Raw genomic sequence first — 13773 nt, 5'->3', positions numbered from 1 at the left:
ATTCCCGTGAACGGGATCCGGCGGAGCCGGCGAGGACCGAGGTCAGCCCGCGTTCCGCCGCCATGGCGGGCCGGGCCAACCGCGACGGCCGATGGTGTGTCAGGATTCCGTCACCGCTCCGCACGAGGGCCGACGGCGACGCCGACCCCGGGGGCAGGTCGGGCCCAACACCGGGAAACCCGCCGAATGGCCAGCGCCGATCGGCCATATCTACGCGGGCTGCCTACACCTGGGCAGGCTTACCGGAACGGGAGCAGACTTTCCCTCATCGTTCGGATCGGGGACACTCAAGGCCACGGTCAGGTCCAGTCTGCGCCGTGGACTGCCCGGCTCGGTCGAAAGGGAGCGACAGACTCTGATGCCCTCACCCCATTTGGCCGAGAGCGATTCCGACGGTCTTGCCCTGATGGCCTACCTGGGCTGGCTGCGCCGCCGCTGGTGGATCCTGCTCCTCGCCGCGGTCCTCGGCCTGGCCGGCGGCCTGGCGGTGAGCCAGCTCCAGCACGCGCGCTACACGTCGGGCACGTCGCTGCTCGTCCGCCCGCTCAGCGCCGGCGCGGAGAGCAACCCCAACGCCAAGGTGAACCTCGACACCGAGGCCCAGGTGGTCCGTTCGCTGGTGGTGGCCGAGCGGGCCAAGGGCCTCATGAAGGTCGACACCGGGGCCGACCAGCTGGTGAAGTCGGTGACGGTCACCGTCCCGCCGAACAGCCAGATCCTCCAGGTGGCCTACGAGGCCGACAGCCCCGCCCAGGCGCAGGCCGGCTCGCACGCCTTCGCGCAGGCCTACCTCGACCTGCGCAAGGCCACCGCGCAGAAGGCGCTGGAGAACGAGACCACCGCGCTCAAGCAGCAGATCGCCGACGTGAACAAGCAGCTCAGCTCGGTCGCCGGCCGGATCGCGGCGGCGCCGGCCAACAGCCCCGAGCGGGAGCGCGCCGAGGCCGACCGGAACGTGCTGACCAACCAGCTGACCTCGCTGAACAACCGGCTCAGCCCGCTGCTGTCCGCCGACAGCGACCCGGGCGAGATCATCTCGGACGCCCGGCTGCCGGAGAGCCCCAGCTCCCCCAACCGCACCTTGAACCTGGCCAGCGGCATGGGCGCCGGCCTGCTGCTCGGCATCGTGCTGGCGCTGGTGCTGGACCGGCTCGACACGCGGATCCGCCGGGGGCGCGACATCTCCGACCGGGTCGGCCTGCCGCTGCTGCTGGAGCTGCCCACCCGCACCCCGTCGCTGGCGGTGCTGCCGGCCACCCACCGGATCTCCCGCGAGCTGGGCCGGCTGCGCAACGTGCTGCTCTCCGCGGTGCCCGAGCCGGCGCAGGCCGGTCGAGGGCGCCAGCTGCTGCTCTGCGACGGCTCGGCCGGCTCCGCCGCCGGGTTCGTCGCCGCCAACCTGGCCGCCGCGTACGCCCGGACCGGCCAGCAGGTCGCGCTGATCACCACCAAGCCGGACTCGGCGCTGAGCAGCATCACCGGGGTGGCCGAGGGGCGGCACAGCCTGGCCTCGGTGCTCCGCCGGGACGTGCCCGCGCTCAAGGCGCTGGCCCCGCTGCCCGGTCTCGGCCAGCTCCGGGTGCTCGTCCCGGGTGACCTGGACGCCGAGGTCGAGCTGCCGGTCTCCGGCCTGCTGGAGATCCTGCGCGAGCTGTCGGCGCGCTTCGACCACGTGATCATCGAGACCGCCCAGCCGACCCTCGCCGTGGAGGCCCAGGCGCTGGGCCGGCACGTCGACGCGGTGATCGTGGTGGCCGAGAGCGGGCGGACCCGCAGCGGCGAGATCACCGCCGCGCTCCAGCAGTTCGAGCAGGTCAACGCCCCGGTGATCGGCGCCGTGCTGGCCCCGCGCCTGCCCGCCCCGGCACCCGGCGCCGCCCGCCCGGCGACCCCGGTCAACCGGCCCAAGCCGCGGCCGAGCCCCGGCCCGTCCGCCGAGTCCACCATGGTGCTGCCCCGGATGCAGCCGTCCGGTTCGGGCTCCGCGGCCGGGTCGGCGAAGCCGTCCGCGCCGGGCAAGGCGTCGGTCAAGCCGCCGGTGCCGAACAAGCCGCTGCCGGTCAACGGCAGCGGCGGCACCTACCGCTCCCGGGGTGACGGCGACGGCCGCAGCTACGCGCTGGACTCCGGCGAGGACCTGGGGTGAACCGCCGGCAGTTGCTTCGCGCCGCCCTCGCCCCGGCCCTCGTGGTCGGCTTCGGCACGGCCTGCAGCGAGCCCCAGCCCGAGGCGGGCAGCGTCGACGTGGTCGACCCGGGCAGCGCCCCGGCGACGCCCCCGCCGAGCCCGACCCCGAGCCTGCCCGCCGGCCCGCTGACCGGCGCGCCGGTGAGCGCCGCGCCGCTGGCCGGCCGCCAGGCGGTCGCCGTGCCGCTGCGGGTCAGCCCCTCGACCACCCCGGCCGGGCTGGACGCGGCCGACCTGGTCTACGCCGAGTTCGCCGAGTCCGACACGCTGCACCTGACCGCGGTGTTCCACTCCCGTGACGCCGCCAAGGTCGGCCCGGTCGCCGAGATCCGCCCGGTCGACATCCGGTCGGTCGCCGTGCTGCGACCGTTCGTCGGCTACGCCGGCGGCCCCACCGGCTTCCTCAGCCAGTTCGAGAAGTCCGGGCTGGCCGGGGTCACGCCGGACGACGGCGACGCCATCGACGACGGCTACACCTCGACGGCCGCGTTGCTCAAGGCCGCGCCGAAGGGCGGCCAGCCGCCCACGCCGCCCCTCGACCACGCCACCGACGGCGCCGCCCTGGCCGCGCGGGACCTCGCGCCGGCCACCGAGCTGTCGGTCGCCGTCTCCGGCGGACCGCCCATGGTCTGGCGGTACGACCAGCAGAAGTCGCTCTGGGTGGGCAAGGTGGGCACCGCCACGGTGACCGCCGCGTCGGTGCTCGTGCTGACCATGGAATACCGGACGCTCGACGTGCGGAACCCGTCGCCCCGGTCGCTCCCGTCGGCGAACGTCTTCGGTGAGGGCGCGGTGGTCGCGGTCTCCGGGCCGTCCAGCGCCAAGGGCCGGTGGCGCAAGCCGGGCCTCGGGATGGTCTGCACCCTCGCCGACACCGGCGGCGACCTCCTGCACCCGCAGCCGGGCAACGCCTGGGTGATCTACGCGCCGACCACCGCCAAGGTCACCGTGAAATGAGCACGGTCACCCCGCCCCGCCCGGCGCGCGGGTCGGCCCCGGTCGACGCGGCGGTGCCGCCGCCCGCCGGGACCCGGCTCAGGCCGGCCACGGTGCGGCCGAAGGGCTGGTCGCTGCGGTTGCCCACGGCGTGGCCGTTGATCGCGCTCTTCGTGCTCTACCCGCTGTGGTGGGCGCTCGGGGTGTCCAGTTTCGTCTTCGTCATCTTCGCGGTGCCGATGCTGGTGCAGATGGTCCGTCGGGGCCCGGTCCGGGTGCCGCCCGGCTTCGGGATCTGGCTGCTCCTGCTGCTCTGGCTGGTCCTCTCCGCCACCATGCTCGGCCTCACCGCGCCGAACACGCTGCCGCCGGGCGGTGGCGGCCGGTACATCGGCTGGGCCATCCGGCTGGCCAACTTCGTCGGCATGACCGTGGTCATGCTCTACGTCTACAACCTCGGCGAGCGGGAGCTGTCCCGGCGCCGGATCGTCCGGCTCTTCGGGTTCATGGGCGTGGTCGTGGTGATCGGCGGCTGGCTCGGCTCGCTCTTCCCGACCCTCGGCTTCGTCGCGCCGCTGCGGTTCATCCTGCCGCACTCGATCGCCAGCCAGCCCTTCGTCGCCTCGCTCATGGACGTGAAGTTCGCCCAGGTCCAGCAGGTGATCGAAGGCGAGGCCAGCTCGCCGCGACCGTCCGCGCCGTTCACCTACACGAACTCGTGGGGCGAGAACACGGCGATCCTGCTCGTCTGGCTGATCGTCGGCTGGGTGGTGCTGGGCAGGCCGCTGCGCCGGGTGGCCGGCGTCGCCATCGCGCTGGCCGCGATCTTCCCGATCATCTACTCGCTCAACCGCGGCCTCTGGATCGGCCTCGGCATCTCCGCGGTCTACGTGGCGATCCGGCTCGCTCTGCGCGGCCGGATGGTGGTCCTCGGCGGGCTCGCCCTGGCGGTCGGCCTGATCGGGGTGCTGATCATCGCCACACCGCTGGGCCGCACCTTCGACGAGCGACTCCAGAACGGGCACAGCGACGACATCCGCACCACCCTCTCCGAGGGCGCGGTCACCGCGGCGAACCACTCACCGATCCTCGGCTACGGCGGAAACCGGGCGCTGATCGGCAGCAACCGGTCGATCGCCATCGGCAAGTCCGACGACTGCAAGCAGTGCGGCAACCGGGAGCTGGGCAGCAACGGCCAGCTCTGGGCGCTGCTGGTCGGCCAGGGCTACGTGGGCGCGATCGCCTACAACGGCTTCTTCCTCTACTGCCTCTGGCGTTACCGGCGCGACCACAGCGCGATCGGGATCGCCGGCAGTCTCGTGCTCATCCTCATGCTCTTCTTCCAGTTCACCTACGGGGCACTGGAAGCCACCCTCGCCTACGGCCTGATCTCGGTCGCCCTGCTCGCCCGCAACGACCGGCTCCGCCGGGCACTCGCGCCGGCGCCGCCCCGGGGCACCGTGGCCGGGCTACGGGCCCGACTGGAAGCTGCCGGTGACCACTGATGGTGTTCCGCGTACCTCCGGACGGCGACGGCCGCTCCGCCTACCTCGGTGAGCTGGCCGGGCTGATCTGGCCCGAGCCGGCCGAACCCGCCCTGCGCCGGGGCGGCGCCGGCTGGATGGTGGTGCCCTCGGCGTCCCGCCCCCGGCTGCTGGTGCCCACCAGCTCCGGCCGCGCCGCGGCGAGCGCCGTGCGGCACTCCACCGAGGCGGTCGGCCGCAAGGCCAAGCTGGTCCGGCAGGGCCTGGCCACCGCGTTCCGGCTCGGCCTGGGGCCGCTGGTCTTCCGCGACCGGCTGGTGGTGACCGGCGGTGGGCTGGACGCGTACCTGGCCGAGGTGCTCGGCGAGCGGGCGCTGGTCAGCCTGCACATCGGGCCCGCCCGGGCCAACCGCAAGCCGGTGCTGCAACTGCTCGCACCGGACGGCCGGGCCCTCGGGTACGCGAAGCTCGGCGTCGACCCGCTGACCCGCGCCCTGGTCGACGCGGAGGCCGCCGCGCTGGCCCGGCTGGCCGGCCTGCCGCTCGGCCCGGTGACCGTGGCCGGGGTATGCCACCACGGCGACTGGCACGGGCACGCGCTGCTGGTGCAGGAGGCGCTGCCGGTGCGGCTGCCCCGGGCCACCCCGGCCGCCGCCGAGGCGGCCGAGCGGGCGGCCATGGTGGCGGTGGCCGGCTGTCTGGGCGTACGCCGGCGGTCCTGGGCCGCGAGCGACCACGCGACCCGGCTGGCCGACGCGGTGGACGCGCTCGGCGCGCGCCCGGAGGCCGGGCGGCTGCGCGCGGTGCTGAAGACGGTCGCGGACCTGGACCCGACGATGGCGTTCGGCGCCTGGCACGGCGACTGGAACGGCGGCAACAGCGCGGTGCTGGCCGACGGCCGGGTGCTGGTCTGGGACTGGGAGCGGTTCGAGGCGGACGTGCCGGTCGGCTACGACGCGCTGCACCGGGTGGTGCAGACCGCGATCGGCAACGACGGGGTGGAGCCGACCGAGGCCGCGCGGGCGCTGATCGCCGGCGCGGGCCGGAGCCTGGCGCCGTTCGATTCCGACGGCCGGGACGCCGACCTGGTCGCCGTGCTCTACCTCGTGGAGCTGGCGGCACGCTATCTGCGGGACCGGCAGGCGGAGGCGGGTGCGCGACTGGGGCACGTCGACACCTGGCTGCTGCCCGCCGTGGAGGAGCACCTGGCCCGCCGGGCCCGGTGAGAGTGAGGAGTGGGGACGTGACGCTGGCCAAGGAACAGGCGCTCCGCGCGGTGAAGTCGGTGAGCCGGACGGTCGGTCGGTTGACCGCCGGGTCGCGGATGGTGCCGGGATTCCTGATCGTGGGGGCGCAGCGGTGCGGCACCACCTCGCTGTTCAAGACGCTCTCGCAGCATCCCGGGATGTTGCCGCCCGCCTACCACAAGGGCGTGCACTACTTCGACATGGACTACCACCGGGGGATGAGCTGGTACCTCGGGCACTTCCCCACCACCGGCAAGGCGGAGGCGGTGAAGGCGCAGCTCGGCGTACGCGGGATCACCGGCGAGTCGAGCCCGTACTACATGTTCCACCCGCTGGCCGCGCAGCGGATCGCCCGCGACCTGCCCTCGGTGAAGCTGCTGGTGCTGCTCCGCGACCCGGTGGAGCGGGCGTACTCGGCGCACTCGCACGAGCTGGCCCGGGGCTACGAGGCCGAGCGGGACTTCGAGCGGGCGCTGGCGCTGGAGGAGGAGCGGACGGCCGGTGAGCGGGAGCGGATGACCGCCGACCCGACGTACTCGAGCCACCACCTCCAGCACAACGCGTACCTGGCCCGCGGGCGCTACATCCAGCAGGTGGAGCGGCTGGAGGCGCTGGTCGGCCGGGAGCGGCTGCACGTGATCGACAGCGACGACTTCTTCGCCGATCCGCGTCCCTCCTTCGACGCGGTCTGCGACTTCCTCGGCCTGCCCCGGTGGGCGGACATCGCCTTCGGCAAGCACAACTCGCGGTCCCGCTCGCCGATGTCGGCCGAGCTGCGGGCCCGGCTGGAGGACCACTTCGCCCCGTACGACGAGCGGCTGGCCTCCTGGTGGGGACGCGTGCCGTCGTGGCGGCGGTGACCCGGGCGGACGCCGGCGGCACCCCGACGCTGACCGCACCGGCCGGCGGCACGGGCGCGGGACTGGGCGGCGCGGCGCGGCAGGGCTTCGCCAACCTGGTCGGGGTGGGCCTGGCCGCGGTGGCCGGCTTCGGGCTGAACATCGTCATCGCCCGGGGCTGGTCGGTCCGCGAGGCCGGCATGTTCTTCGCGGCCACCAGCGCCTTCATGATCGCGGCGTCGGCGGCCCGGCTCGGCACCGACGTGGGGACCGTCTACTTCGTCAGCCGGTACCGGACCCTCGACCAGCGGGACCGGATCCGCGGCACGATCCTGGCCGGGCTGCTGCCGGTGCTGGCGGTCGGCGTGCTGCTCGGCCTGGCCGGCTGGCTGGCCGCACCGGCGCTGGCCGAGGCCACCATGCCGGAGGCCGGCCCCGGCGCGGTGACCGCGCTGCGCATCCTGCTGGCCTTCGTGCCGCTGGCCGCCCTGAACGACTACGCGCTCGCCGCCTGCCGTGGGTTCGGCCAGATGCGGCCGCTGCTCACCGTGGAGCGGCTCGGCCGCACTTTGGTGCAGTTCCTGGCCGTGGCGGTGGCCGCCTGGCTCGGGCTCTCCGCCACCGTGGCGCTGCCGCTGGCCTGGGTGGTGCCCTACCTGATCGCCGCGGTGGTCGCGCTGGCCTGGCTGGGCCGGCTGGTCGGCCGTGCCGGCCGGCACGTGACCCGGCCGGTGCCGACGGGCGAGCTGGTCGGGCCGTTCTGGCGGTTCACCGGGCCGCGCGCGGTCAGCAGCCTGGCCGCCATCGTGGTGCAGCGGCTGGACATCGTGCTGCTCAGCGCCCTGCGCGGGCCGGCCGACGCGGCGATCTACACGGCGGCGACCCGGTTCCTGGCGCTCGGCCAGCTCTCCAGCGTCGCGCTCTCCAGCTCGGTGCAGCACCGGCTGGCCGCCGCCTTCGCCCGCGACGACCGCGCCGAGGCGCGGCAGCTCTACCAGGCCGCCACCGGGTGGCTGGTGCTGCTGTCCTGGCCGGCCTACCTGGTGTTCGCGGCGTTCGCCGCGCCGATGCTGGCGCTGTTCGGCTCGGGCTACGGCGGCGGTCACCGGGTGGTGGTGCTGCTCGCGCTGACCATGCTGGTGGCCACCGGCTGCGGCATGGTCGACATGGTGCTGAACATGGCCGGCCGGACCGCCTGGACGTTCTACAACGCGATGGCCGGCACGGTGCTCAACGTGGTGGCCAACATCCTGCTCATCCCGCGCTACGGCATCCTCGGCGCGGCCCTGGCCTGGACGGTCTCCATCCTGGTGACCAACCTGGTGCCGCTGACCCAGCTCTGGTGGTCGATGCGGCTGCACCCGTTCGGGGCCGGCACCCGGGCCGCCATGGCGCTGGCCGTCGCCGCGTTCGGCCTGCCGCTCGGGCTGGCCCGGCTGCTCGACGCCCCGGCGCCGGTGCTCGTCCTGGTGGTGGCCGGTGGCGCGGCGGCGTACCTGGCGGGCGCCTGGCGCTGGCGGGCCACCCTGCACCTCGACGCGCTGCGCGCGCTGCGGCGTGGCCGCAACCGCGGCGGCGCGAACCCGGCCGCCCAGGCCTGACCCGTTCCTGCGTACCGATGGGACCCCGATGACCAGCAGCACGCCCCTCGCCCCGCACTCCGGCCTGTCGACCGTGAAGGCCGCGAAGCTCGCCGCCGTCGGCCTGCTGGCGGACCGGAAGGAACGCCGGGAGCTGGAGCGGCCGGTGGAGGCCGCCAACCGCAGGCTCAGCCTGAAGGTCGAGCGGCCGATCTTCATCCTCGGCGCGCCGCGTTCCGGCACCACGTTCCTGGGCAGCTGCGTGGGTGCGCTGCCGGACGTGTCGTACCACTTCGAGCCCCGGCTGACGAAGGCGGTGGCGCGCTGCGTGTACGAGGGGAGCTGGACCCCGCAGCGGGCGGCCCGCTACTTCCGCGGCTACTACGGGGCGCTGCTCGCCGCCTCCGGCCACGGCGGGCTGCGGTTCGCCGAGAAGGACCCGGAGAACTGCTTCATCGTGCCGTTCCTGACCGAGGTCTTCCCGGACGCCGTCTTCCTGCACGTCTACCGGGACGGCCGGGACGTGGCGGTGTCGCACGCCGAGCAGCCGTGGCTGAACGCGGCCTCGACGGGCACCGGCAGGAGCGGCCGGGGCGGCACGCCGTGGGGCGCCGCGCCCCGGTTCTGGGTGGAGCCGGATCGGCGCGAGGAGTTCAGCCGGGTCTCCGACCTGGGCCGCTCGGCCTGGATGTGGCGCCGCTTCACCGGCAGCGCGCTGGCCCAGCTCGCCGACGTGCCGGCGGAACGGGTCCGGCACCTGCGCTACGAGGACATCGTGAGCCGCCCGGCCGAGGCGGCCGAGGTGGTCGCCGATTTCCTGGCGGTCGACGACCCGGCCGGCCGGCAGGCGCTGCACGCCCGTTTCGCCAAGGCCCGGCCGAACTCGGTCGGCCGCTGGCGGCAGCGACTGACCGAACAGGACCTGGCCGACGTGCTCGCCGAGGCCGGCCCCCTGCTCAGCGAGCTCGGCTACACCGCGTGAGGTCCGTCGCACCGGTAGAGTGCCAGGGGTCGCCCGCCCGACCCGGCGCGCCGCTCCGCTGACGCGGGTCCGCCGGGGCCGACGGCCGTGGGGCCGGCGACCATCCTGGGGAGAGGTTGCGGTGGTACGACGGTTACGACGGACGATGGCGGCCGTGTTCGCCCTGGCCTGTCTCGTTCCGGCGGTGGCGGGCTGTGACTTCGGCTCCACCGACGGGCCGGACGGCGCGACGACGGCGGCGGCGCCGCCCCCGCCCACGGTGACGCCCCGGACCGGCCCGGTCCGGACCACGGGGCGCGGGCCGGAGCTGCCGGAGAAGGGCGCCTGGGTGGGCGCCTGGGTGAAGCCGCAGTTCCACAACGCCACCGGGCGGGCGGCCGCGTACGACGACTTCAACCGCGCGGCCGGCGGCGAACTCGCCATCGCGCACATGTTCCACGAGTGGAACGAGGCGTTCCCGGGCGCCACGGAGCGGGCCTTCCAGTCGCAGGGCAAGCTCCAGATGATCTCCTGGCAGGGCACCGACACCCGGTCGACGGTCAGCGGCGTCTACGACTCGCTGATCCGGCAGCGGGCCGCCGACGTCAAGGAGTTCGGGGTGCCGGTGCTGCTGCGCTACCGGTGGGAGATGGACCGGCCGAACCTGGCCGCCAGCATGCACTCCCCCGAGGACTACGTGGCCGCCTGGAAGCACGTCCGGGCCATCTTCACCGAGGTCGGCGTCACCAACGCGGCCTGGGTGTGGTGCCCGCACGCGGACGGCTTCGCCGAGCCCGACCGGGACGCCGCCGCCTACTACCCCGGTGACGACCAGGTCGACTGGCTATGCGCCGACGTCTATCCCGGCCCGGAGTGGAACAGCTTCCCCGACCGGATGGACCACTTCATGGCCTTCGCGCAGAAGCACCCGCGGCCCGTGGTGATCGGCGAGTTCGGGCTCACCCAGGAGGGCCGGCCCGGCCAGCGGGCCGACTGGATGCGCGAGGTCGGGCCGTACCTGAAGAAGCACCCGCAGATCAAGGCGGCCATCTACTTCGCTGCCCGGCAGACCACGAAACCCCTGTACGACAGCACCTTCGGCAACGACCCGGAGAGCGCGGCGGTGTTCCGCGAGATGGCCACCGACCCGTACTTCAATCCGCCGCCGCCGGACCTCAGTGTCTCCTCGGCGCCACCCTCCGTACCGGGTCGATGATCTTCCCTCGTCTTTTCGTGTGACCTGGGGCGTTTGCTCGGTCAAAAACCCCGGTCCCGGGTGGACGCGTGGCGGCCGGATGCGAGAAGGTATTGCTCTCACGTCTGCGGTCGGTCGTGCGGCGCCCCACCTCGCGCCGGCACCGACCATCACCGCAGCGCCTCCGACGTTTCCCCCGGAGTAGCCTGTGCCTTCCTCGTTCCTGAGACACCGCTCGGTGTCCGCTCTCGGCGCCGCCGTCCTCGGCATCGCCACCCTTTTCACCCCCGTACCCGCGCTCGCCGCCCCCGCGCCGGACCACACCACGCTTGTCAGCGAGGTGCCGACGGACAAGACGCCGAACATCAACGACGGCAACGTCGTGGCCATCTACGACGCCGGCGACAAGGTGATCGTCGGTGGTTCGTTCACCAAGGCGCAGAACCGCGGCTCCTCGACCACCGAGGTCACCCGGAACGGCGTGCTGGCCTTCGACAAGGCCACCGGCAAGCTGGACGACTCCTTCGCCCCGGTGCTCGACGGTGAGGTGACCGCGGTGATCGCCGGGCCGACGCCCGGCACGGTCTACCTGGCCGGCACCTTCAACAAGGTCGGCGACAGCAACTTCCGGAAGCTGGTCCTGCTCAACGTCGCGGACGGCACCCCGGTCGCCGGCTTCAAGGGCCCGGCCTTCAACGGCACGGTCACCGACATCGCCCTGGTCGACGGGCGGCTCCTGGTGGGCGGCATCTTCTCCACCGTGACCGCGACGACCACCCGCAACGGGCTGGCCTCGCTGAACCCGACCACCGGCGCGGTGACCGACTACCTCACCGTGGCACTGACCGAGAACCACAACTGGACCAGCACCAACGGCGGCGCCAAGGCCGGCGTCGGCGTGGAGAAGATGGCCGTCTCGCCGGACGGCAAGCACCTCGTGGTCATCGGCAACTTCAAGAAGGCCAACGGGGTCGTCCACGACCAGATCGTCCGGATCAACCTGGGCGATAGCGCGGCCACCATCGCCGACTGGAACACCGACGGCTACTCGGGCGCCTGCAAGTACACCGCGTTCGACTCGTGGGTGCGGGACGTGCAGTTCGCCCCGAGCGGCAAGTACTTCGTCGTGGTGACCACCGGCGCGTCGTACCCGGGGACGCTCTGCGACTCGGCGGCCCGCTGGGAGACCGCCGCCACCGGCGACGGGCAGGAACCGACCTGGAGCAACTTCAGCGGCGGCGACACCTTCCTCTCCACCGGCATCAGCGAGGAGGCCGTCTACGTCGGCGGTCACTTCCGCTGGTCGAACAACCCCCTGGCCCGCGACAAGGCCGGCCCCGGCGCCGTGCCGCGGGCCAGCATCGCGGCCCTCGACCCGGCCAGCGGCCTGCCGCTGTCCTGGAACCCGGGCCGCCACCCCCGCGGCTACGGCGTCACCGAGATGCTGGTGACCCCGGAGGGCCTCTGGCTGGGCAGCGACCAGGAGTACATCGGCAACTTCGACTACCAGCGGAAGCGGCTCGCCTTCTTCCCGCTCAGCGGCGGCGCCGCCCCGCACTCCACCAGCACCAAGGGCCTGCCCGGCGACGTCTACCAGGCCGGCCGCGCGGCGCAGACCGAGGTCCTCTACCGGGTCAACGCCGGCGGTCCGGCCATCCCGGCGACCGACGGCGGCCCGGACTGGGCCGCGGACAGCGCCACCGCGCCGAGCCCCTACCACAACAGCGGCAACAGCGCGTCGACGTACACCACCAACGCGACGTTCGACGCCACCGTGCCGGCGAGCACCCCCGCGACGCTGTTCAACAGCGAGCGCTGGGACCAGTCGACCACCCCGGACATGCAGTGGGACATCCCGGTCGCGGCCGGCACCCGGGTCGACGTGCGCCTCTACCTGGCCAACCGCTGGGCCGGCACGGGCACGGCGGGCAAGCGCAAGTTCGACGTCAGCATCGACGGCGTGCTCAAGCTGAACGACTTCGACCCGGTGGTCGGCGCCGGCGGCACGGACCGCGGCACCATGCGGTCCTTCTCGCTGGTCAGTGACGGCGTGGTCGACGTCGACTTCGGCCGGGTGCTGGAGAACCCGCTCGTCCAGGGCATCGAGATCGTGAAGACCGCGCCGACGCCGGACGCGGCGGACGTCCTCTACCGGGTCAACGCGGGTGGCGACCAGCTGGCCGCGCCGAGCGGCCCGGCCTGGGCCACCGACAGCCTGGCGGCACCGAGCGCCTACCACAACGCGGGCAGCAGCACCTCGCTGTACACCACCGACGCGGCCCTCGACGCCACCGTGCCGGCGGGCACCCCGGTCGCGCTGTTCAACAGCGAGCGGTGGGACCAGTCGACCACGCCGGACATGCAGTGGGACTTCCCGATCCCGGCCGGCACCCCGGTCCAGGTCCGGTTCTACCTGGCCAACCGGTGGGCCGGCACGGCCACGGCCGGTAAGCGCAAGTTCGACGTCAGCATCGACGGCGTGCTGAAGCTGAACGACTTCGACCCGATCGCCTCCATCGGCGCCACCAACAAGGGCACCATGCGGGCCTTCGCGGTCACCAGCGACGGCAACCTCGACATCGACTTCGGTCGGGTGCTGGAGAACCCGCTGGTCCAGGGCATCGAGATCGTCAAGCTCCCGCCGGTGCCGCCGGCCACCACGGTGGACAGCATCACCAAGCGGTCGTACGACGGCGCCACCGCGGTGGGCAACGCGACCTCGGTGGCCAACTCGGACAGCACCCGGTGGTCCACGGTGAAGGGCGCCTTCTGGGTCGGCGGTGACCTGTTCTACGGGGTCAACGGCGATCTCTACAAGCGCTCCTTCGACGGCGAGGCGTTCGGCACCCCGAAGAAGCTCGACCCGTACCACGACGCCAAGTGGGACACGGTCGTCACCGGCTCCGCGCCGGAGGGCCAGACCTACGCGGGCATGACGGTCAACTTCTCCGCCGAGCTGCCGAACGTGACCGCCATGTTCTACAAGAGCGGCCGTCTCTACTACACGTTGGCCGGCCAGAGCACCCTGTTCTGGCGCGGGTTCGCGCCCGACACCGGCGCTGTCGGCGCCGAGCGGAGCACGGTCACCGGCACCACGGCCTTCGCCGACACGAACGGCATGTTCGTCGACGGCGAGACGCTCTACGTCGTCTCCCGCAGCACCGGCAACCTCTCCTCGATGGCGTGGTCGGACGGCGCGCCGACCGGCTCCGCCACCGTGCGCAGCGGCCCGGGCGTCGACAACGTGGACTGGCGGGGCACCACCGTCTTCGTCGGTCCCTGACCCGAGGCGGTACGACACGACGATGGCCCGGCCGGTATCGGCCGGGCCATCGCCCTTTCCA

At 73.4% G+C, this 13773-nt stretch carries 9 protein-coding genes; all 9 read left to right on the top strand.

Annotated elements, in window-relative coordinates; genetic code table 11:
- Positions 1-406: 406 nt before the first annotated feature.
- The 9 genes from RMN56_RS12320 (at position 407) to RMN56_RS12280 (ending at position 13712) form a co-directional block, all read left to right on the top strand.
- On the top strand, positions 407-2146 hold the full coding sequence (locus tag RMN56_RS12320) for a Wzz/FepE/Etk N-terminal domain-containing protein (protein WP_313723933.1): 1740 nt from the start codon (positions 407-409) through the stop codon (positions 2144-2146).
- Positions 2143-3144 (top strand): DUF3048 domain-containing protein, encoded by a 1002-nt coding sequence (locus RMN56_RS12315; protein WP_313723932.1) that lies wholly within the window; start codon positions 2143-2145, stop codon positions 3142-3144. Before RMN56_RS12320 ends, RMN56_RS12315 begins: the two co-directional genes overlap by 4 nt.
- Positions 3141-4628 carry an O-antigen ligase family protein gene (locus RMN56_RS12310; RefSeq protein ID WP_313723931.1) on the top strand — a complete coding sequence of 496 codons (1488 nt, stop codon included), beginning with the start codon at positions 3141-3143 and terminating at the stop codon, positions 4626-4628. The genes RMN56_RS12315 and RMN56_RS12310 overlap by 4 nt, the downstream gene beginning before the upstream one ends.
- On the top strand, positions 4628-5833 hold the full coding sequence (locus tag RMN56_RS12305) for a hypothetical protein (protein WP_313723930.1): 1206 nt from the start codon (positions 4628-4630) through the stop codon (positions 5831-5833). Before RMN56_RS12310 ends, RMN56_RS12305 begins: the two co-directional genes overlap by 1 nt.
- A 17-nt stretch (positions 5834-5850) precedes the next feature.
- Positions 5851-6714, top strand: a complete 864-nt coding sequence (locus RMN56_RS12300; protein WP_313723929.1) for a sulfotransferase domain-containing protein — start codon at positions 5851-5853, stop codon at positions 6712-6714.
- Positions 6684-8294 (top strand): oligosaccharide flippase family protein, encoded by a 1611-nt coding sequence (locus RMN56_RS12295; RefSeq protein ID WP_313723928.1) that lies wholly within the window; start codon positions 6684-6686, stop codon positions 8292-8294. The genes RMN56_RS12300 and RMN56_RS12295 overlap by 31 nt, the downstream gene beginning before the upstream one ends.
- Positions 8295-8322: 28 nt before the next feature.
- Positions 8323-9255: a sulfotransferase family protein gene (locus tag RMN56_RS12290; protein WP_313723927.1), complete on the top strand. Its 933-nt coding sequence runs from the start codon at positions 8323-8325 to the stop codon at positions 9253-9255.
- A 145-nt stretch (positions 9256-9400) separates the two neighbouring features.
- Positions 9401-10450, top strand: coding sequence for a glycoside hydrolase family 26 protein (locus RMN56_RS12285; RefSeq protein WP_313723926.1), 1050 nt, complete (start codon positions 9401-9403; stop codon positions 10448-10450).
- 187 nt (positions 10451-10637) lie between these two features.
- A complete protein-coding gene (locus RMN56_RS12280) occupies positions 10638-13712 on the top strand; it encodes a malectin domain-containing carbohydrate-binding protein (protein ID WP_446685815.1) in 3075 nt (1024 codons plus the stop codon).
- Positions 13713-13773 lie beyond the last annotated feature (61 nt).

Origin of the sequence: Micromonospora halotolerans (genome assembly GCF_032108445.1) — a bacterium.
Lineage (GTDB): Bacteria > Actinomycetota > Actinomycetes > Mycobacteriales > Micromonosporaceae > Micromonospora > Micromonospora halotolerans.
Note: the sequence above shows the minus strand (reverse complement) of the source record. Positions and strands in the feature narration are given on the sequence as shown.

Excerpts from the sequence above, each read along its gene's own strand:
- RMN56_RS12305 (WP_313723930.1), top strand. The coding sequence starts at position 4,628 with ATGGTGTTCCGCGTACCTCCGGACGGCGACGGCCGCTCCGCCTACCTC.
- RMN56_RS12320 (WP_313723933.1), top strand. The coding sequence starts at position 407 with ATGGCCTACCTGGGCTGGCTGCGCCGCCGCTGGTGGATCCTGCTCCTC.
- RMN56_RS12285 (WP_313723926.1), top strand. The coding sequence starts at position 9,401 with ATGGCGGCCGTGTTCGCCCTGGCCTGTCTCGTTCCGGCGGTGGCGGGC.
- RMN56_RS12290 (WP_313723927.1), top strand. The coding sequence starts at position 8,323 with ATGACCAGCAGCACGCCCCTCGCCCCGCACTCCGGCCTGTCGACCGTG.
- RMN56_RS12310 (WP_313723931.1), top strand. The coding sequence starts at position 3,141 with ATGAGCACGGTCACCCCGCCCCGCCCGGCGCGCGGGTCGGCCCCGGTC.